Source organism: Streptomyces sp. NPDC014656 (genome assembly GCF_043084305.1).
Classification (GTDB): Bacteria; Actinomycetota; Actinomycetes; order Streptomycetales; family Streptomycetaceae; genus Streptomyces.
The window spans coordinates 1-19,249 of the sequence record NZ_JBIBZN010000007.1 but is presented as its reverse complement, the minus strand read 5'-3'; the positions used below and the strand labels follow the sequence as shown (position 1 = coordinate 19,249).

Annotated in this window: 17 protein-coding genes; 4 read left to right on the top strand and 13 right to left on the bottom strand. The window is 70.6% G+C overall.

Annotated elements, in window-relative coordinates; genetic code table 11:
• Positions 1–40 precede the first annotated feature (40 nt).
• Positions 41–1,060 (top strand): LacI family DNA-binding transcriptional regulator, encoded by a 1,020-nt coding sequence (locus ACF1ED_RS17665; protein WP_391761378.1) that lies wholly within the window; start codon positions 41–43, stop codon positions 1,058–1,060.
• A gap of 63 nt (positions 1,061–1,123) precedes the next feature.
• On the opposite strand, the gene prcA is transcribed toward ACF1ED_RS17665, so the two are convergent.
• The 6 genes from prcA to arc all read right to left on the bottom strand — a co-directional run bounded on the left by prcA (position 1,124) and on the right by arc (position 7,191).
• The gene (gene prcA, locus ACF1ED_RS17660; RefSeq protein WP_391761376.1) at positions 1,124–1,876 is read right to left on the bottom strand and encodes a proteasome subunit alpha; all 753 of its coding nucleotides are present in this window, start codon (positions 1,874–1,876) and stop codon (positions 1,124–1,126) included.
• Positions 1,877–1,922: 46 nt separating this feature from the next.
• Positions 1,923–2,762 (bottom strand): proteasome subunit beta, encoded by an 840-nt coding sequence (prcB, locus tag ACF1ED_RS17655; protein WP_391761374.1) that lies wholly within the window; start codon positions 2,760–2,762, stop codon positions 1,923–1,925.
• Positions 2,714–3,313 (bottom strand): endonuclease VII domain-containing protein, encoded by a 600-nt coding sequence (locus ACF1ED_RS17650; RefSeq protein WP_391761372.1) that lies wholly within the window; start codon positions 3,311–3,313, stop codon positions 2,714–2,716. The genes prcB and ACF1ED_RS17650 overlap by 49 nt, the downstream gene beginning before the upstream one ends.
• 36 nt (positions 3,314–3,349) lie before the next feature.
• The gene (locus ACF1ED_RS17645) at positions 3,350–3,562 is read right to left on the bottom strand and encodes a ubiquitin-like protein Pup (protein WP_391761370.1); all 213 of its coding nucleotides are present in this window, start codon (positions 3,560–3,562) and stop codon (positions 3,350–3,352) included.
• A 169-nt stretch (positions 3,563–3,731) separates the two neighbouring features.
• Positions 3,732–5,243, bottom strand: a complete 1,512-nt coding sequence (gene dop, locus ACF1ED_RS17640; protein WP_391761368.1) for a depupylase/deamidase Dop — start codon at positions 5,241–5,243, stop codon at positions 3,732–3,734.
• Between the two features lie 181 nt (positions 5,244–5,424).
• Positions 5,425–7,191 (bottom strand): proteasome ATPase, encoded by a 1,767-nt coding sequence (gene arc / locus ACF1ED_RS17635; RefSeq protein WP_391761366.1) that lies wholly within the window; start codon positions 7,189–7,191, stop codon positions 5,425–5,427.
• A 242-nt stretch (positions 7,192–7,433) separates the two neighbouring features.
• Here arc and ACF1ED_RS17630 point away from each other — a divergent pair, with 242 nt between their 5' ends.
• Complete coding sequence (locus ACF1ED_RS17630) at positions 7,434–7,745, top strand: ferredoxin (RefSeq protein WP_391761364.1); 312 nt, start codon at positions 7,434–7,436, stop codon at positions 7,743–7,745.
• A 3-nt stretch (positions 7,746–7,748) separates the two neighbouring features.
• Here the strand turns inward: ACF1ED_RS17630 and ACF1ED_RS17625 are convergent, their stop codons facing one another.
• From ACF1ED_RS17625 to ACF1ED_RS17615, 3 genes are all read right to left on the bottom strand, one after another.
• A complete protein-coding gene (locus tag ACF1ED_RS17625) occupies positions 7,749–8,342 on the bottom strand; it encodes a hypothetical protein (RefSeq protein WP_391761362.1) in 594 nt (197 codons plus the stop codon).
• A 190-nt stretch (positions 8,343–8,532) separates the two neighbouring features.
• Positions 8,533–9,420, bottom strand: coding sequence for a tRNA (adenine-N1)-methyltransferase (locus ACF1ED_RS17620; protein ID WP_031013975.1), 888 nt, complete (start codon positions 9,418–9,420; stop codon positions 8,533–8,535).
• Between the two features lie 18 nt (positions 9,421–9,438).
• A complete protein-coding gene (locus ACF1ED_RS17615) occupies positions 9,439–10,572 on the bottom strand; it encodes a site-2 protease family protein (protein ID WP_391761883.1) in 1,134 nt (377 codons plus the stop codon).
• A gap of 178 nt (positions 10,573–10,750) precedes the next feature.
• Here ACF1ED_RS17615 and ACF1ED_RS17610 point away from each other — a divergent pair, with 178 nt between their 5' ends.
• Together ACF1ED_RS17610 and ACF1ED_RS17605 are read left to right on the top strand one after the other, a co-directional pair.
• A complete protein-coding gene (locus tag ACF1ED_RS17610; RefSeq protein ID WP_391761360.1) occupies positions 10,751–11,653 on the top strand; it encodes a RecB family exonuclease in 903 nt (300 codons plus the stop codon).
• A gap of 10 nt (positions 11,654–11,663) precedes the next feature.
• Complete coding sequence (locus ACF1ED_RS17605) at positions 11,664–12,341, top strand: response regulator (RefSeq protein WP_391761358.1); 678 nt, start codon at positions 11,664–11,666, stop codon at positions 12,339–12,341.
• Between the two features lie 74 nt (positions 12,342–12,415).
• On the opposite strand, the gene ACF1ED_RS17600 is transcribed toward ACF1ED_RS17605, so the two are convergent.
• From ACF1ED_RS17600 to ACF1ED_RS17585, 4 genes are all read right to left on the bottom strand, one after another.
• Positions 12,416–13,990: an ABC transporter substrate-binding protein gene (locus ACF1ED_RS17600; protein WP_391761356.1), complete on the bottom strand. Its 1,575-nt coding sequence runs from the start codon at positions 13,988–13,990 to the stop codon at positions 12,416–12,418.
• 67 nt (positions 13,991–14,057) lie between these two features.
• Complete coding sequence (locus ACF1ED_RS17595) at positions 14,058–15,650, bottom strand: ABC transporter substrate-binding protein (protein ID WP_391761354.1); 1,593 nt, start codon at positions 15,648–15,650, stop codon at positions 14,058–14,060.
• Positions 15,651–16,154: 504 nt separating this feature from the next.
• A complete protein-coding gene (locus tag ACF1ED_RS17590) occupies positions 16,155–16,853 on the bottom strand; it encodes an HAD family hydrolase (protein ID WP_391761352.1) in 699 nt (232 codons plus the stop codon).
• A 161-nt stretch (positions 16,854–17,014) separates the two neighbouring features.
• A partial coding sequence (locus tag ACF1ED_RS17585) for a vitamin B12 dependent-methionine synthase activation domain-containing protein (RefSeq protein WP_391761350.1) occupies positions 17,015–19,249 on the bottom strand: 2,235 nt, incomplete at its 5' end.

Here is a 19,249-nt window from a genome sequence, read left to right as displayed (position 1 = left end):
GAACAGCGCCCCACCGAACAGCGTCCGACGCGGAGGCCCCGTGCAGTCCCCCGAACCCCTCGGCGGCACCCGTCCGACCAGCAGGGACGTGGCCCGCGCCGCGGGCGTCTCCCAGGCCACCGTCTCCCTCGTCCTCGGCGACAAGTGGCGGGGCCGCGTGTCGGAGCGCACGGCCGGCACCGTCCGGGCCGCCGCCCACGAGCTCGGCTACCGGCCCAACCTCGCCGCCCGCAACCTGCGCCTCGGCCGCACCCGTACCGCGATGCTCGTCGTCCCCGCCCTCACCAACGAGTTCTTCGCCCACGTCCACACCGGCGCGGCGCGGGCGGCGGCACAGCACGGCTTCGGCGTGGTCCTCTACCCCTCCCCCGACGGCGTCGGCCCCGCCCGCGACCCCTTCGCCTCCGCCCAGGCGGCCCTGGACGGCGTGCTGGCCTCCTCCATGGCCGCCGACGCCCTGGATGCCTTCCGGGGCAGCGACCTGCCCCTCGTCATGCTCGACAGCGATCCGTCCGAGCCCGGCGCCGCCGCCCATCTCAACCTCGACGTCGCCGACGGGATGCGCCGGGTCACCGACCACCTGCTGGCCCTGGGCCACCGCAGCTTCCTGCACCTGGCGTCCGCCGTGCCCTCCTGGACCTTCGACGTGCGGGCCGCCGCGCTCGCCGACGCCCTGCGCGGCACCGGGCTGCGCACCGTCCGGTCGGCGCTGGACGTCGCCGCCGCCCGGGAGGCGGCCGCCCGCGTCCTCGGCGGGCCGGGGCCCCGGCCCACGGCGGTGGTCTGCGACGACGACATCCTCGCGGTCGGAGTGCTGAAGGCCGCCCGCCGGCTGGGGCTGCGCGTCCCGGAGGACCTGTCGATCACCGGCTTCGACGACATGGCCCTGGCCGTCGCGGCCGAACCGGAGCTCACGACGGTCCGGCTCCCCGCCGAGGAATTCGGCCGGCGGGGCATGGAGGCGCTCCTCGCCGTCCTCGCGGGCGAACCGGCCCCGCCGGTCACCCTGCCCGTCGCCCTCGTCCCGCGGGGCTCCAGCGGCCCGGCACCGGGCGTCTGAGCCCCGAAGACGCGGAGGGGCCCCGGTCCTGATGGACCGGGGCCCCTCCGCGCGACGGGACGACTACTCCTCGGCGGCCTCGTCCGAGGGCTCGTCGGTCTTCGCCAGGGCCGCGTTGTCCGCCTCCAGGAGACGGACCAGCTGACGGCCGACGATCCGCTTGAACTTCCGCTGCTGCGGACGCGTCCGGTCCAGGACCGCCACTTCCAGGCGCTCCCCGGGGATCTCCCGCTCGGTGCCGTTGGTGTCCCGGGAGAGCGCCTGCACGGCCAGCTTCAGGGCCTCCGCGAGGGACATCCCGTCCCGGTGCCGCTGGTCGAGGAAGGAGCTGATCTGCTCGGCGTTGCCGCCCACCGCGACCGAGCCGTGCTCGTCCACGATGGAGCCGTCGTGCGGCAGCCGGTAGATCTGGTCCCCGGCCGGCTCGGTGCCGACCTCGGCGACGACCAGCTCCACCTCGTACGGCTTCTCGCCGGCGCTGGAGAAGATGGTGCCCAGTGTCTGCGCGTAGACGTTGGCCAGGCCGCGCGCGGTCACGTCGTCCCGGTCGTAGGTGTAGCCGCGCAGGTCGGCGTAGCGGACGCCGCCGATGCGCAGGTTCTCGTACTCGTTGTACTTGCCGGCCGCGGCGAAGCCGATCCGGTCGTAGATCTCGCTGAACTTGTGCAGGGCGCGGGACGGGTTCTCGCCGACGAAGACGATGCCGTCGGCGTACTGGAGGACCACGAGGCTGCGGCCGCGCGCGATGCCCTTGCGGGCGTACTCCGCGCGGTCGGCCATGGCCTGCTGGGGGGAGACGTAGAACGGTGTCGACACCGGCGCTCGTCCCTTTCTTCTGGGCTGTGAGGGGGCGACGTACGGGTCAGAGCAGGGCGGCGCGCGGTCCGTCCGGCTGCTCCAGACGCCGCTCGGTGACGGAGCGGGCCAGCTCGGAGGACTCCGCCTCGGTGAGCCTGCGGAAGCCCTCGTCGGTGATGACGGTGACGATCGGGAAGATCCGGCGGGCCAGGTCCGGGCCACCGGTCGCGGAGTCGTCGTCCGCCGCGTCGTACAGCGCCTGCACGACCAGGGTGGTCGCCTGCTGCTCGGTGAGGTCCTCGCGGTACAGCTTCTTCATGGAGCCGCGGGCGAAGATCGAGCCCGAGCCGGTGGCGGCGTACCCGTGCTCCTCGGAACGGCCGCCGGTCACGTCGTAGGAGAAGATCCGGCCCTTCTCCCTGCCCTCGTCCCAGCCCGCGAAGAGCGGTACGACGGCGAGGCCCTGCATGGCCATGCCGAGGTTGCCGCGGATCATGGTGGAGAGGCGGTTCGCCTTGCCCTCCAGGGAGAGCGTGGCGCCCTCCACCTTCTCGAAGTGCTCCAGCTCCAGCTGGAAGAGCTTGACCATCTCGACGGCGAGGCCGGCGGTGCCGGCGATGCCGACCGCGGAGTACTCGTCCGCCGGGAACACCTTCTCGATGTCCCGCTGCGCGATCATGTTGCCCATGGTGGCGCGCCGGTCACCCGCGAGCACGACGCCCCCCGGGAACGTCGCGGCCACGATGGTGGTGCCGTGCGGCGCCTCGACGATCCCGTCCGGCAGCTTCCGGTTCCCCGGGAGCATCTCCGGCGAGTGGTCGGCGAGGAAGTCGATGAAGGACGAGGACCCCGGCGTCAGGAAGGCTGCCGGTAGACGCCCTGTGCTACGAGTGTTGGGTTCCACAGGTTTCCTTCCACGTATGCGGCTGCACGCCTGATGACGTCTGGCCGATCCTTGAGTTGCCCCAGAGCCGCGTCGCAGCTGAAGCACAGTACGCCTCGGACCTTACCCGTCCGATGATCGTGATCCACATGCTCCGCCGGACCCTCCTGGCAGATCACGCGGACACCACCCTGGTCGACGACCATCCGGTCGCGCTCGGCTTCGGTGATGCCGTACATGCGCTTGAGATGCCCGGCCCTCCCCTGGGCCTTCTTGCACACCTTGCAGCGGGTGGCGAGGCCGTCCGAGGCGGTGGCGTTGCGATGCCAGTCGTCGTGCGGCTTGATCTCACCGCATTGCCGACAGAGCTTGTGCCCCACCGGTACGTCCGCCGTGCTTCGGACGGCCTTGCCCTTGGCTGCCTGCCTGATCCGGTAGCGCTCGGCCCCGTAGGCCGAAACGCATTCCCGGCACCTCGCCTGCAGTCCGTCACCGCGATTGCAGTCCCGCGCGAATCCAGTCAGCGGGATGTCCCTCCCGCAACCGCGGCAATGTTTGACGGCCTCCGACATATCCCCACCCCTGCGACTTCACCTTCGATTCGAAGGCTACTGGCCACCTTTCTGTACGAAACTTCGGACGAACTCCTCGGCATTCTCCTCGAGCACGTCGTCGATCTCGTCGAGGACCGAGTCAACGTCCTCGCTCAGCTTCTCCTGGCGTTCCTTGAGGTCGGAGTTCGCCTCCGTGGTGGTCTCCTCGACCTCCTCCGTGGAACGCGTGGCCTTCTGCTGCCCGCCGCCGGTGTCCTTGGCCGCCATTTCCTCACCCCGCTCGAATCGGATCGCTCGGACATGTGCTGCTGGGGTCCTGCAAGATCAGACCCTACAAGCCGGGACCGACATCGGCCCCCGCATTTCCGCAACGCCCGTGCACTGCTTTCATGATTCCCAGGGCCCGGGCATTTCAGGCCCCTTTTCCGGTCTCGAATCAGCTGCCGGAGAGGACCCTGACGAGTTCCTCCGCCGTGCGGCAGCGGTCCAGCAGGGCCCCCACATGGGCCTTGGTGCCGCGCAGCGGCTCCAGGGTCGGTACGCGCTGGAGCGAGTCGCGACCCGGCAGGTCGAAGATCACCGAGTCCCAGGACGCGGCGGCGACGTCGTCGGCGTACTGCTCCAGGCAGCGGCCCCGGAAGTAGGCCCTGGTGTCCTCCGGGGGCGCCGTCTCGGCCCGCTCCACCTCGGCCTCGTCCAGGAGCCGCTTCATGCGGCCGCGGGCCACCAGACGGTTGTACAGGCCCTTGTCGGGCCGCACGTCCGCGTACTGGAGGTCCACCAGGTGCAGCCGGGGCGCGTCCCACTCCAGCGCGTCCCGGCGCCGGTAGCCCTCCATGAGCTCCCGCTTGGCGACCCAGTCCAGCTCGCCGGCGAGGCTCATCGGGTCGTTCTCGAGGCGGTTGAGGGTGTCCTCCCACCGGGCGAGGACGTCCTTGGTCTGGTCGTCGGCGTCGGAGCCGTACCGCTCGTCCACGTACTTCCTGGCCAGCTCGAAGTACTCCATCTGGAGCTGGACGGCGGTGAGCGTCCGGCCGCTGCGCAGCGTGACGAGGTACTGGAGGGACGGGTCGTGGGAGACGTGGTGGAGGGTGCGGACGGGCTGGTCGACGGCGAGGTCGACGGTGATGAAGCCGTCCTCGATCATGGAGAGGACCAGCGCCGTGGTGCCGAGCTTCAGATAGGTGGAGATCTCGGAGAGGTTGGCGTCCCCGATGATCACGTGCAGCCGGCGGTACTTCTCGGCGTCGGCGTGCGGCTCGTCGCGGGTGTTGATGATGGGGCGCTTGAGGGTGGTCTCCAGCCCGACCTCGACCTCGAAGTAGTCGGCGCGCTGGCTGATCTGGAAGCCGTTCTCGCGCCCGTCCTGGCCGATGCCGACGCGGCCGGCGCCGGTGACGACCTGCCGGGAGACGAAGAAGGGCGTCAGGTGGCGCACGATGTCCGAGAAGGGGGTCTCCCGCTTCATCAGGTAGTTCTCGTGCGTGCCGTAGGAGGCGCCCTTGTTGTCGGTGTTGTTCTTGTAGAGGTGGATCGGCTGGGCGCCGGGGAGCTGGGCGGCGCGCTCGGCCGCCTCGGCCATGATCCGCTCGCCGGCCTTGTCCCAGAGGACGGCGTCGCGCGGGTTGGTGACCTCGGGGGCGCTGTACTCGGGGTGGGCGTGGTCCACGTAGAGCCGGGCGCCGTTGGTGAGGATCACGTTGGCGAGGCCGATGTCCTCGTCGGTGAGCTGGCTGGAGTCGGCGACCTCGCGGGCGAGGTCGAAGCCGCGGGCGTCCCGCAGCGGGTTCTCCTCCTCGAAGTCCCAGCGGGCGCGGCGCGCCCGGTGCATCGCCGCGGCGTAGGCGTTGACGATCTGGGACGAGGTGAGCATGGCATTGGCGTTCGGGTGTCCCGGGACGGAGATCCCGTACTCCGTCTCGATGCCCATTACTCGCCGTACGGTCATGCGGCCCTCCTTGCCCGGCGGCGCTCAGTGCGCGACTCGGCGGTACCGAAGAGCCTAGAGCGGCTCCGCGCTGGTGGGGAGATCGTTTGAGGTTTTTCCCGGCGTGGCCGGAATTTCTTCCGACACGAATGCGACGGCTGCGGATGCCCGTTTTCCGGACATCCGCAGCCGGTGTGCGCTTCTACAGGTACTGACCGGTGTTGGCCACCGTGTCGATGGAGCGCCCGGTGTCCGCGCCCTGCTTTCCGGTGACGAGGGTGCGGATGAAGACGATCCGCTCGCCCTTCTTTCCGGAGATGCGGGCCCAGTCGTCGGGGTTGGTGGTGTTGGGCAGGTCCTCGTTCTCCTTGAACTCGTCCACGCAGGCCTGGAGGAGGTGGGAGATGCGGATGCCCTTCTGGTTGTGGTCGAGGAATGCCTTGATGGCCATCTTCTTGGCCCGGTCGACGATGTTCTGGATCATCGCGCCGGAGTTGAAGTCCTTGAAGTACAGGACTTCCTTGTCACCGTTGGCGTACGTGACTTCGAGGAAGCGGTTCTCCTCGGATTCCGCGTACATCTGCTCGACGACGGACTGGATCATCCCGTGGGCGGCGGCGGCCTTGGAGCCGCTGTGCTCGGAGACGTCGTCCGTGTGGAGCGGGAGGTTGGCGGTGAGGTACTTCGCGAAGATGTCCTTCGCCGCCTCGGCGTCCGGACGCTCGATCTTGATCTTCACGTCGAGCCGGCCGGGCCTCAGGATCGCGGGGTCGATCATGTCCTCGCGGTTGGAGGCGCCGATCACGATGACGTTCTCCAGGCCCTCGACGCCGTCGATCTCGGCGAGCAGCTGGGGGACGATGGTGTTCTCCACGTCCGAGCTGACGCCGGATCCGCGGGTGCGGAAGAGCGACTCCATCTCGTCGAAGAAGACGATGACGGGGGTGCCTTCGCTGGCCTTCTCACGGGCCCGCTGGAAGACCAGGCGGATGTGCCGCTCGGTCTCGCCGACGTACTTGTTGAGGAGCTCGGGGCCCTTGATGTTGAGGAAGTAGGACTTCCCCGCGGGCTGGCCGGTGACCTCGGCGACCTTCTTGGCCAGGGAGTTGGCGACGGCCTTGGCGATGAGCGTCTTGCCGCAGCCCGGCGGCCCGTAGAGCAGGATGCCCTTGGGCGGCCGCAGTTCGTGCTCCTTGAACAGGTCGGGGTAGAGGTACGGGAGCTCGACCGCGTCGCGGATCAGCTCGATCTGGTTGCCCAGGCCGCCGATCTTCTCGTAGTCGACGTCCGGGACCTCTTCGAGGACGAGTTCCTCGACCTCGCTCTTGGGCACGACCTCGTAGACGTAGCCGGACCTGGAGTCGAACAGCAGGGCGTCGCCGGCGCGGATGGTGACGTCCAGCAGAGGCTCGGCGAGCCTCACCACCCGCTCCTCGTCGGTGTGCCCCACCACCAGGGCGCGCTCGCCGTCCTCAAGGATCTCCTTGAGGGTGACGATCTCCCCGGCGCGCTCGAACTCCATGGCCTCCACCACGTTGAGCGCCTCGTTGAGCATGACTTCCTGGCCGCGCCGGAGCTCTTCGAGCTCGACGCTGGGGCTCACGTTCACCCGGAGCTTGCGGCCCCCGGTGAAGATGTCGCACGTGCCGTCCTCGTTGGCCTGCAGGAAGACACCGAAGCCGGCCGGCGGCTGCGCGAGCCGGTCGACCTCCTCCTTGAGGGCCACGATCTGGTCGCGTGCCTCACGGAGCGTGTTCGCCAGCCTTTCGTTCTGCGCGGACACGCCGGCCAGGTTCGTCTGCAGCTCGACGATCCGCTCTTCGAGAATCCTCGTGTGTCGCGGAGAGTCGGCGAGCTTGCGGCGCAGGACGGCGATTTCCTGCTCGAGATAGGCAACCTGGCCGGCAGGGTCTTCAGACCCCCGCCCCGGCCGGATGCCGCGGTTGATGTCGTCGTCGTGGGCTGCCACGGTCCTCACCTCCTCCAAGGGGAGCTGGACGCATCCTGACCCTACCTGCGTGGGTGATGATTGAAACCCCTAGATCAAAAAGACTCCGGGGCGTGTCCGATCTTCACCCTTGCGCTTCCCCTTCTCGCCAGGGGAATACCCACCCTTCACGCTCTGAAAGCGGGCAGTTGTATCGTCGTGAGGGTTCAACACCCGCGGGTCGCGGCCTCAATTGTCCGCGCGGAGCAGAAACGGCAGAAGAGATGAGCGTGCAGCACGAGTCGCCGGCCGACGGGGCCGAGGAGGCCCTGGAGGTCTGGATCGACCAGGACCTGTGCACCGGGGACGGGATCTGCGCGCAGTACGCTCCCGAGGTCTTCGAACTGGACATCGACGGGCTCGCGTATGTGAAGAGCGCCGACGACGAGCTGCTGCAGGACGCGGGGGCGACGACCCCGGTGCCGCTGCCGCTGCTGCAGGACGTGGTGGACTCCGCGAAGGAGTGCCCGGGCGACTGCATCCACGTGCGGCGGGTCCGGGACCGCGTCGAGGTGTACGGCCCCGACGCGGACTGACGGTCAGACGCCGCGCGCCTCCGCGCCCGCGGAGCGGACGAAGGCGCCGCCGGTCCAGTCCCAGCCGACCTGCTCCTTCACGTCGGGGCAGCAGCTGGGGACGTCGGGGGACGAGTAGCCGAGCAGGGTGGCGCGGACGGCTCCGTCGCGGATCGCGAGGCCGGTGACGCTGCGCTGCTCGCTCGGGTCGACGAGCGTGGCCACCACGCGCGCGGGGGCGTCGTCGCCGCGGCCGCGGGTGAGCACGTACAGGCCGGAGGGCGGGGTTCCGGATCCGGCTTCGCAGTGTACGACCGCAACGGTCTCGGGGTTCTCGTCGCCGTCCAGGTCGCCGGTGACGGCCCGGGCGACCCGGTGCGGCACTCCCCCGCACCCGAGGGGGTAGTCGGCCGTGCCGGCGTCCGGCGCGGCGGCCGGGCCGGGGGCCGCGGGGGCGGAAGCGGAAGCCGTGGCGGGACCCGCTTCGGCGGCGCGGGGGGTCAGGGCGCCGGCGAGGGCGACGACCGCGGCGGTCGCGGTGGCGGTGGCCAGCCAGTGCAGCGGCCGGGCGTGGGTGTGCGCGAGGTCCACGGGGTCCGGGGCGGCGGAGGGCTGCACGCGAGACGTCTCCTGTGAGGGTCGTGCCGAGGGGTTGCGGGCATCGTGCCACACGTCACAGGACTGCGGAACAGCCGGGGGGTACCGAACAGGGGGCCGTACGGGCGGCGCGAACGCGGCGACGCCGCCGTCCGGTTCCCCGTGGTGCGGGAGGAGCGGGCGGCGGCGTCGTCGGGGTTCTGTCGGGGCGTCAGCCCTTGTTGGGGCCGTCGTAGTCCTCGCCGTAGGCGCCCTTGGCGGGGCGGCGGCGGCGCATGGGGGGCTCGACGCCGTCCGCGAGGCGGCGGGCGGTGACGAGGAAGCCGGTGTGGCCGATCATGCGGTGGTCCGGGCGGACGGCCAGGCCCTCGACGTGCCAGTTGCGGATCATGGATTCCCAGGGCTGCGGCTCGGCGTAGCAGCCGATCTCGCGGATGGACTCCACGGTGCGGGCGAGCTGGGTGGTGGTGGCCACGTAGCAGCAGAGGATGCCGCCCGGGACGAGGCTCTTGGAGACGGCCTCCAGGCACTCCCAGGGGGCGAGCATGTCGAGGATGACCCGGTCGACGTCGGTGTCGGTCAGGTTGTCCTGGAGGTCGCCGACGGTGAGCTGCCAGGCCGGGTGGGGACCGCCGAAGTAGCGCTCGACGTTGCCCTTGGCGATCTCGGCGAAGTCCTCGCGGCGCTCGTAGGAGTGCAGCATGCCGCTGTCGCCGATGGCGCGGAGCAGGAAGCTGCTGAGCGAGCCGGAACCCACGCCGGCCTCCACGACGCGCGCGCCGGGGAAGATGTCGGCGAAGGCGAGGATCTGTCCCGCGTCCTTCGGGTAGACCACGGCGGCGCCGCGGGGCATGGACAGGACGTAGTCGGGGAGCAGGGGGCGCAGCGCGAGGTAGGCGACGTTTCCGGTGGTGCGGACAACGCTGCCCTCGGGTGCGCCGATCAGCTCGTCGTGCGGGAAGGAACCCTTGTGGGTGTGGAAGTTCTTTCCCTCTTCGAGCGTGAACGTGTAGTGGCGGCCCTTGGGGTCGGTCAGCTGAACCTGGTCCCCGACCTTGAAGGGCCCGCGTCGGCGGGCGGCACCGGTCGGTTCGGACATGGGAACAGAGTACCGGTGTTACTGGGACGGTCGTGCCATGGCCTTCACGAAGGCGCGCTCGACGTCGGTGGTGGCGAGGACGCCGTAGATCGCGCCGGTCTCCTCGACGACCAGGTACTCGGTGGCGGGGGTGGCGCGGAGGTGGTCGAGGAGCGGCTGGCCGGTGAGTTCGGCGGGGACGCGCATGCCCGGGGTGAGGTCCTGGGCGAGGGTGGTGACGGCGACCCAGGGGCGGCGGTGCTGGGGGACGGCGGCGATGGCGGCCTCGCGGACGATGCCGGTGGGGTCGCCGGTGGCGTCGACGACGACGAGGGCGCGGGCGCCGGCCTCGTTGGCGCGGCGGAGCGCCTCGGAGAGGGGGGTGGCGGGTTCGACGGGGATGGCGCGGCGGGTGAGGGCGCGGGCGCGGAGGTCGGGGAGGTGTTCGCGGAGGCGGGCCATGCGGAGGCTGTTGCCGGCGCCGGTCCAGATGATGGCGGCCAGGATGGCGGCGAGGAGGGCGTCGGTGACGGTGGTGAAGCCGTCGATGTCGGCGGTGGAGTTGCCGAGCCAGCCGGTGCGGGTGAGGAGGGGGAGGCCGATGAGGACGGTGACGGCGAGCGCGCGGCCGACCCAGGCGGCGGCGACGGTGCCGCTCATGGGCTTGCCGGTGATCTTCCAGACGATCGCGCGGAGCATCCGGCCGCCGTCGAGGGGGAGGCCCGGGAGGAGGTTGAAGATCGCGACGATGAGGTTGGAGATCATCAGGCCGGCGAGGAGGACGCCGGGCACGGTGCCGGGCTCGACGGCGTACATGGCGAGGTAGAAGAGGCCGGCGAGGACGAGGGAGAGGAGGGGGCCGACGAAGGCGAGGACGAATTCGCGGCCGGGGGTCTCGGACTCCTTCTCGATCTCGGAGACGCCGCCGAAGAACTGGAGCTGGATGCGCCGCACGGGGAGCTTGAAGCGGAGGGCTGCGACGGTGTGGGCGAGCTCGTGGACGAGGACGGAGGCGTAGAAGGCGACGGCGAAGAAGAGGGAGACCAGGTAGCGGGCGGCCCCGAGCTCGGGCAGGACCCGCTCGATCTGGTCGCCGAAGACCCAGGTGATGAGGGCGGCGACCAGGAACCAGCTGGGGGCGACGTAGACGGGCACGCCGAAGGGCCGTCCCATGAGGATCCCGCCGCCGGGCTCCTCGGTCCGCTGCGGCTTGGGCTCGTCCTGGTTCACGGGTTCCTCTCGTCGCCGGGGGTGACCGCGCCGGTGCGTCACTGGTCGATCATGCAGCGCGACGGGTCATGCGTCGATGGTATGCGGCTCGCTGTCGGTGGCGGGTCGTAGGGTCTGTGTCATGAGTACGAGCGAGCGGCTCCCGGAGGGGCCCCGGGCGCCCATGTCGTTGTCGCCGTCGCGGGCGGGCGACTTCATGCAGTGTCCCCTGTTGTACCGGTTCCGGGTGATCGACCGGCTGCCGGAGAAGCCGAGCGCGGCGGCGACGCGGGGGACGCTGGTGCACGCGGTGCTGGAGCGGCTCTTCGACGACCCGGCGGCGGAGCGGACGGTGCCGCGGGCGAAGGCGATGGTCCCCGGGCAGTGGGACCGGTTGCTGGAGGCGCGGCCGGAGCTGGGCGAGCTGTTCGCGGACGATCCGGGGGGCGAGCGGCTCGGGCAGTGGCTGGCGGAGGCCGAGGCGCTGGTGGAGCGGTGGTTCACGCTGGAGGACCCGGCGCGGCTGGAGCCGGCCGAGCGCGAGCTGTTCGTGGAGACGGAGCTGGAGTCGGGGCTGCGGCTGCGCGGGGTGATCGACCGGGTGGACGTCGCGCCGACGGGCGAGGTGCGGATCGTCGACTACAAGACGGGCAAGGCGCCGCGGCCTGAGTACAGCGAGGGCGCGCTGTTCCAGATGACCTTCTACGCGCTGGTGGTGTGGCGGCTGCGGGGCGTGATCCCGCGCCGGCTGCAGCTGGTGTACCTGGGCAGCGGGGACGTGCTGACGTACGACCCGGTGGAGGCGGACCTGCGGCGGGTGGAGCGGAAGCTGCACGCGCTGTGGGACGCGATCCGGACGGCGACGGAGACGGGCGACTGGCGGCCGCGGCCGACGAAGCTGTGCGGCTGGTGCGATCACCGGGCGGTGTGTCCGGAGTTCGGGGGGACTCCCCCGGCGTATCCGCTGGAGATCGTTTCCGCGCGCCCGGCGGAGTCGGGCGAATCGGGGCAGGGCAGAATGGGCGGCGACCGGCCCGCCTCGTGAAGGAGCCCCTGTGACGATTCGCGTCCTCCTGGTCGACGACCAGCCGCTGCTGCGCACCGGTTTCCGGATGATCCTGGAGGCGGAGCAGGACCTGGCGGTGGTGGGCGAGGCCGGTGACGGTCTGCAGGCGCTGGACCAGGTGCGGGCGCTCCAGCCCGACGTGGTGCTGATGGACATCCGGATGCCGCGGATGGACGGGGTGGAGGCGACCCGGCAGATCACCGGGCCCGGCCGGGACGGTCCGGCGAAGGTGCTGGTGCTGACCACCTTCGATCTGGACGAGTACGTGGTGGAGGCGCTGCGCGCGGGCGCCAGCGGCTTCCTGCTGAAGGACGCCCCGGCGACGGAGCTGGTGCAGGCGATCCGGGTGGTGGCGGCGGGCGAGGCGATGCTGGCCCCGTCGATCACGCGGCGGCTGCTCGACAAGTACTCGGCGCACCTGCCGACGGGCGAGGAGCAGGTGCCGGACACGCTGGGCACGCTGACCGACCGCGAGGTGGAGGTCTTGAAGCTGGTCGCCAAGGGGCTGTCGAACGCGGAGATCGCGGCGGACCTGTTCGTGAGCGAGACGACGGTGAAGACGCACGTGGGCCACGTGCTGACGAAGCTGGGCCTGCGCGACCGGGTGCAGGCGGCGGTGTACGCGTACGAGAGCGGTCTGGTGCGTCCGGGGGCCAACGGCCAGTAGGGCGGAGCGGTACGCGGAGGGGCCCGGCGCGCGGGATGCGCGCCGGGCCCCTCCGCGTACCCGGGGGACGGGGGTCAGCTCTTGCGGATCTCCCAGAAGCGGAAGACCGTCGAGGCGTCGAGGGTCCATTCGAGGCCGGTGACGCCGTCGCGGGTGACGGCGTACTGCTTGCCCTGCCAGAGCGGGAGGAGGGGGAGCTCCTCGGCGACGGCGTCCTGGATGGCGCCGAACTCCTCGTCGGTGGCGGAGCGGTCGGTGGTGGCGGCGGTCTTCGGCAGGAGGGTGCCGGTGATCGCCTTGTTCTCGTAGTGGTTGGAGAGGACGTTGCCCTCGCCGAAGAAGGGGGCGGTGAAGTTGTCGGCGTCGGGGTAGTCGGGGACCCAGCCCTTGACGTAGACGCCGTACTTGCCGGCGGCGATGTCCTTCTCGTACTGCTCGAAGGGGACGGACTTCACGTCGGCGGCGAAGAGGCCGCTGGCGTTGAGCTGGGCGGCGATGGCCTTGAGCTCGGCGTCGGTGGAGGGGCCGTAGCGGCTGGGGGTGGACCAGAGGGTGAGGGTGACCTTGTCCTTGATGCCGCCGGCCCGCAGCGCCCGCTTCGCCTTGGCCTTGTCGGGGGCGCCGTAGGTGTCGAAGAAGGCGGTGTTGTGGCCGTTGATGCCGGCCGGGACGATCGAGTAGAGCGGGGTGGCGGTCGACTGGTAGACGTCCTCGACGAGGGCGTCGCGGTCGACGAGGTGGGCTATCGCCTTGCGGACGGCGAGCTTGCCGACGACGGGGTCCTTCGTGTTGAAGACGAGGTGCTGGACCTCGGCGCTGCCGCCCTGGACGACCTGGACGTCGCGGTGGTCGCTGGACGTCTCCAGGGCGGTGATGTCGGCGGCGGAGAGGCCTCGGTAGGCGATGTCGACGTCGCCGTCGGTGAAGGCCTTGGCGAGGGCGGAGCGGTCGCCCTTGAAGAGCTTGAGGGCGATCTTGTCGTTGCGGCGCTCCGCGGTGCCCCGGTAGCCGGTGTTGGCGGAGAAGACGGCCTCGCTGTCGCCGAAGGAGTCCAGCTTGTAGGGGCCGGAGCCGACGGCCTTGCCGTCGGTGCGGAGCGCGTCGGCGGGGTACTCGCGGTGGTCGACGATGGAGCCGGCGCCGGAGGCGATCTTGCTGGGGAAGGTGGCGTCCGGGACCTTGAGGCGGAAGACGACGGTCCGCTCGTCGGGGGTCTCGATGGTGTCGATGGTGGAGAGCAGCGGTGCGGGGCCGGAGGGGTCGGCGATCCTCAGGGCGCGCTCGAAGGAGAACTTGACGTCCTCGGAGGTGAGCGGGTTGCCGTTGGAGAACTTCAGGCCGGGGCGCAGCGTGCAGGTGTAGACGGTGCTGCCGTCGTCGAAGCCGCACTTGTCGGCGGCCTCGGGCTCGGGCAGGGAGCCGCCCCTGGGGAAGGCGAGGAGGGACTGGAAGACGTTGTTGAACAGCAGCCAGGAGCCGGGGTCGTAGCCGGCCGCGGGGTCGGTCGCCAGGATCTCGTCGGACATGCCGACGCGGACGGCGCCGGCCGTGTCGGAGCCCTGGCCCTGCTCGGTGCCGCAGCCGCCGAGGAGGGCGGCGGAGAGGCCCGCGGCGAGCGGGGCGGTCAGCCACTTGTGGTGCGTCTTCACAGAACTTGCCTCGTGATCTCTTGCCAGGCCGGCCGCGCGTGGCCGCGCGGCCGGTACAACGAAGGGGTCAGGCGGTGGTGCCGCGGCTCAGCTCCCAGAGCAGCAGGTCCGAAGAGGTGTTGAGGGCGTACTCGACACCGTTGATGTCGTCGCGGGCGGCGACGTACTGCTTGCCCTGCCAGAGCGGCAGGACGGGCACGTCCTGGGCGACGATCTTCTGGATCTGGTGGTAGACGGGGGTCGCGGCGGTGCGGTCGGCCTGGCGGCGGGACCGCGGGATGAGCTGTTCGCGGACGGTCTTGTTGACGTAGGGGGTGCCGAGGAAGTTGTCGCTGTCGAGGAAGGGCGCGACGTAGTTGTCCGGGTCCGGGTAGTCGGGGAACCAGCCGAGGCCGTAGACGGCGTAGTCGCCGCGGCGCTGGGCGGGGCGGAACTCGGACCAGGCGGTGCCCTTGACGGTGACGTCGAAGAGTTCGCTCGCGACGAGCTGGTTCTTCAGCGTCGCGAACTCCTGGGCGGTCTCGGCGCCGTAGTGGTCGGTGGTGTAGTTGAGGGTGACCTTGACGGGGGTCTTCACGCCGGCCTTGCGGAGGATGGCGGCGGCGCGGTCGGGGTCGCCCTCGCCGTACTCCTCGTAGAAGGGGGTGGCGTGGCCGCTGATGCTGGAGGGGATGAGCGAGTAGAGCGGCTCGGCGGTGGGGCCGTACACGCGGTTGACGAGGGCGCCGCGGTCGATGACGGCGGCCATGGCCTGGCGGACGGCCTTCTCCTCGACGGCGGGGGCCTTGGTGTTGAAGCCGAGGTAGCGGATCTCCAGGCCGGGGACCTCGGAGACGCGGATGCCGTCGGTGGGCGTCTCGGTGAGGTCGCGGATCTGCTCCTGGGAGAGGGAGCGGGCCATCATGTCGATGTCCTTGCTCTCCAGGGCCTTGCCCATGGCGCCGGCGTCGGCGTAGGCGCGGAGTTCGACCTGCTCGTTGCGGGGCGTGATGTCGCCCTTGTAGCGGGGGTTGCGGGAGAAGACGAAGCGGGTGGCCTCCTCGCCGTCGCGCTCGGCCTTGAGGGTGTAGGGGCCGGAGCCGTCGACCTGGAAGCCCTCGCGGAGCTTGTCGGCGGCGTACTTGTCCTTGCTGAGGATGCCGGCGACGGGGGTGGAGAGCTTGTACGGGAAGGTGGCGTCGGGGGCGTTGAGGTGGAAGACGACCTCGCGGTCGCCCTTGGTCTCGACGGTGTCGACGGTCGACAGGAGGGCGGCGGCGCCATTGTCGGACTTGATCTTCCGGACCCGGTCGATGGAGTACTTGACGTCCTCGGCGGTGACGGGGGTGCCGTCGGCGAAGGTGAGGCCGGAGCGCAGGACGCAGCGGTAGCTCTCGCTGGCGGTGTCGGTGAAGGCGCAGCTCTCGGCGGCCTCGGGCACGGGGTCGCCGCCGCCGCGGGGGACGTGGACCAGGGTCTGCACGGTCTGGCGGAGGATGTTCCACGCGCCGGTGTCGTAGGCGTAGGCGGGGTCGAGGGGGGCGGGCGCGTCCTCGGTGGCGACGAACCGGTCGGTGGTGCCGACGACGATGGCTCTGTCGTCCCCTCCCGTGCCGCAGGCGGCGAGCAGCGGGGCGAGCAGTCCGGCCACGGCCGGCAGCACCAAGGTCTTGCGGTTCATCACGGGACGTTCTCCTCAGCCGGCCTGGGGTACAGCGGTCATGACGACACTCCGCCGCCGGCCGCCCGGTCGGGGCGGGAGCGATCGGGCCGGGAAGTTGCGATCGGTCCTGTGTTCTCGGCGACTTGGGTATGCGCCGGTGCACGCGGTGATAGCGGCGAAGTACTCGCGAAAGATTAGTGGGCGGCGCCGCTATTGCCGGACGGGGTGGCCGGTGGAGGGTAATCGCAGGGTGATCATGAATGCGGTCGCTTCGATAGTCATGCGGTGCGCGAGGCGGACGGTCCCGAGCGAATCGGGACACAAGGGGGCGGCGGACGTCCGCATTCCGGGCAGGGGACGACGTCAGGCCACCCCTCGGCAAGCACGCTGGGTGACCAAGGTCACGCGGCCGCAATTCGAGGGATGGCCTGATCCAATTGCACGGGAGCCGTGCGGGGGAAGGCGCCGGAAGGGATCTTCGGCGAATCCCCGGAGAAAGCCCGGAGAAAGCTCAGAAAAAGCTCAGATTCCGGAGACGAGGGTCCTCAGGAACGGGACGTCGACCTCTTCGAGCGAGCGGACCACGACCCGGCCGGGCAGCGCGGGGATCGGGGCGACGGAGGGCACGGCGACGACCCGGCAGCCGGCCGCCTCGGCGGCGGCGACGCCGGTGGCGGTGTCCTCGATGACCGCGCACAGGGCGGGGTCGGCGCCGACGCCGCGCGCGGCGGTCAGGTACGGCTCCGGGTGCGGCTTGGTGCGGCTGACCTCGTCCCCGGCGACGGTGAGGTGGAAGCGGTCGCGGCCGACGGACTCCAGGACGCGGTCGATGATCCGCCGGTGGGAGGCGGAGACCAGGGCGGTGGGGATGGCGTGCCGGGCCAGTTCGGCGAGGAGCCGCTCGGCGCCGGGCATCAGCGGGACGCCGCGGTCGATGCGCTGCTCGAACTTCTCGTTGAGCAGCACGGTGATCTCGTCGAGGGTGATGTCGGCGCCGGTGGACTCGATCAGGTAGCCCGCGCTGCGGGTCATGGGGCCGCCGACCACGATGTCCCGCCACGTCTCGTCGAGCCGGTGCCCGAGGTCGGCGAAGACCTCGACCTCGGCGTCCCACCAGAAGCCCTCGGTGTCGACGAGGGTCCCGTCCATGTCGAGGAAGACCGCCTGCAGGGCGGAGCTTCCGTTGGCGCGGAACAGGGACGCGGGGACCGTACTGGTCATCCGGCACACCTCCATGGAGGGACGGAAAGGCCGGCCCCCGCTCCCGGTACGGGGAGGAGGGCCGGCCTGCACTGGACCGACCAGTGTACGTCCCGATCACCGCCGGCGCGGATATTTGCGGGCCGGCGTCGGCGGACGGTCGTCAGGCGCTCATCGGGCGCTCACCTGGCGTTGAAGTACTTCGCCTCGGGGTGGTGGAGGACGATCGCGTCGGTGGACTGCTCGGGGTGGAGCTGGAACTCCTCGGAGAGGTGCACCCCGATCCGCTCCGGTCGGAGCAGTTCGGCGATCTTGGCGCGGTCCTCCAGGTCGGGGCAGGCGCCGTAGCCGAGGGAGAAGCGGGCGCCGCGGTACTTGAGGTCGAACATGTCCTCGACCTTGTCCGGGTCCTCGCCGCCGAAGCCGAGTTCGGCCCGCACGCGCGCGTGCCAGTACTCGGCGAGGGCCTCGGCCAGCTGCACGGAGAGGCCGTGCAGCTCCAGGTAGTCGCGGTAGGAGTCGGAGGCGAAGAGCTCGGCGGTGGCCTCGCCGATGCGGGATCCGACGGTGACGACCTGGAGTCCGACGACGTCGGTCTCCCCGGACTCCTCGGGACGGAAGAAGTCGGCGAGGCAGAGGCGGCGGCCGCGGCGCTGGCGGGGGAAGGTGAAGCGGGTCCGCTCGTGGCCCGCCTCGTCGAGGATGATCAGGTCGTCGCCCTTGGAGACGCACGGGAAGTAGCCGTGGACGACGGCCGCCTCCAGCAGGTTCTCGGTGTGCAGCCGCTCCAGCCAGCCGCGCAGCCGCGGCCGGCCCTCGGTCTCCACCAGCTCCTCGTACGTCGGTCCGTCGCCGGTCCGGTTCTGCTTGAGGCCCCACTGGCCCTTGAAGAGGGCGCCCTCGTCGAGCCAGGAGGCGTAGTCCTTGAGCGGGATGCCCTTGACGACGCGGGTGCCCCAGAACGGCGGGGTGGGGACGGGGTTGTCGGTGGCCACGTCGGAGCGGCCGCCGGGCTCGGGCTCGTCGACCTGGAGGGCGGCGGTGCCCTTGGGGACCCGGCGCTGCTTCAGTTCGGGGAGCACGGCTCCGGGGACGCCGCGCTTGACGGCGACGAGCGCGTCCATGAGGCGCAGGCCCTCGAAGGCGTCCCGGGCGTAGCGGACCTCGCCCTGGTAGATCTCGTGGAGGTCCTGCTCGACGTAGGCCCTGGTCAGGGCGGCGCCGCCGAGGATCACCGGGTACTTGGCGGCGAGGTCGCGCTGGTTCAGCTCCTCCAGGTTCTCCTTCATGATCACCGTGGACTTCACCAGGAGGCCGGACATGCCGATGACGTCGGCCCGGTGTTCCTCGGCGGCCTCCAGGATCGCGGAGACGGGCTGCTTGATGCCGATGTTGACGACGTTGTAGCCGTTGTTGGAGAGGATGATGTCGACGAGGTTCTTGCCGATGTCGTGGACGTCGCCGCGGACGGTGGCGAGCACGATCGTGCCCTTGCCGTCGGCGTCGGACTTCTCCATGTGCGGTTCGAGGTGGGCGACCGCGGTCTTCATGACCTCGGCGGACTGGAGCACGAACGGCAGCTGCATCTGGCCGGAGCCGAAGAGCTCGCCGACGGTCTTCATGCCGTCGAGGAGGGTGTCGTTGACGATGTCGAGGGCCGGGGTGGTGGTCAGGGCCTCGTCGAGGTCGGCCTCCAGGCCGTTCTTCTCGCCGTCGATGATCCGGCGCTTGAGGCGCTCCTCCAGCGGCAGCGCGGCCAGCTCCTCGGCCTTGCCGGCCTTGAGGGACTTGGCGGTGGCGCCCTCGAAGAGGGCCATCAGCTTCTGGAGCGGGTCGTAGGCCGGTTCGTCTCCCTGCTGGGGGCGCCGCCGGTCGTAGATCAGGTCGAGCGCGGTGGTGACCTGCTCCTCGTCGAAGCGGGCGATCGGGAGGATCTTCGAGGCGTGGACGATGGCCGAGTCCAGGCCGGCCTTCACGCACTCGTCCAGGAAGACCGAGTTGAGCAGGATGCGGGCGGCCGGGTTGAGGCCGAAGGAGATGTTCGACAGGCCCAGGGTCGTCTGGACGTCCGGGTGGCGGCGCTTGAGCTCGCGGATCGCCTCGATCGTGGCGATGCCGTCCTTGCGGGACTCCTCCTGACCGGTGCAGATGGTGAAGGTCAGGGTGTCGATGAGGATGTCCGACTCGTGGATGCCCCAGTTGCCGGTGAGGTCGTCGATGATCCGCTCGGCGATGGCGACCTTGTGCTCGACGGTGCGGGCCTGTCCCTCCTCGTCGATGGTGAGGGCGATGAGCGCGGCGCCGTGCTCCTGGGCGAGGCGGGTGACCTTGGCGAAGCGGGACTCGGGGCCGTCGCCGTCCTCGTAGTTGACCGAGTTGATGACCGCGCGTCCGCCGAGCTTCTCCAGGCCCGCCCG

What these genes read in the sequence shown, in the direction of transcription:
- ACF1ED_RS17650 (WP_391761372.1), bottom strand. Translation starts at nt 3,313, where the DNA reads ATGTCGGAGGCCGTCAAACATTGCCGCGGTTGCGGGAGGGACATCCCG.
- ACF1ED_RS17645 (WP_391761370.1), bottom strand. Translation starts at nt 3,562, where the DNA reads ATGGCGGCCAAGGACACCGGCGGCGGGCAGCAGAAGGCCACGCGTTCC.
- dop (WP_391761368.1), bottom strand. Translation starts at nt 5,243, where the DNA reads ATGACCGTACGGCGAGTAATGGGCATCGAGACGGAGTACGGGATCTCC.
- ACF1ED_RS17630 (WP_391761364.1), top strand. Translation starts at nt 7,434, where the DNA reads ATGAGCGTGCAGCACGAGTCGCCGGCCGACGGGGCCGAGGAGGCCCTG.
- ACF1ED_RS17620 (WP_031013975.1), bottom strand. Translation starts at nt 9,420, where the DNA reads ATGTCCGAACCGACCGGTGCCGCCCGCCGACGCGGGCCCTTCAAGGTC.
- ACF1ED_RS17615 (WP_391761883.1), bottom strand. Translation starts at nt 10,572, where the DNA reads ATGGGACGGCCCTTCGGCGTGCCCGTCTACGTCGCCCCCAGCTGGTTC.
- ACF1ED_RS17610 (WP_391761360.1), top strand. Translation starts at nt 10,751, where the DNA reads ATGAGTACGAGCGAGCGGCTCCCGGAGGGGCCCCGGGCGCCCATGTCG.
- ACF1ED_RS17595 (WP_391761354.1), bottom strand. Translation starts at nt 15,650, where the DNA reads ATGAACCGCAAGACCTTGGTGCTGCCGGCCGTGGCCGGACTGCTCGCC.
- ACF1ED_RS17590 (WP_391761352.1), bottom strand. Translation starts at nt 16,853, where the DNA reads ATGACCAGTACGGTCCCCGCGTCCCTGTTCCGCGCCAACGGAAGCTCC.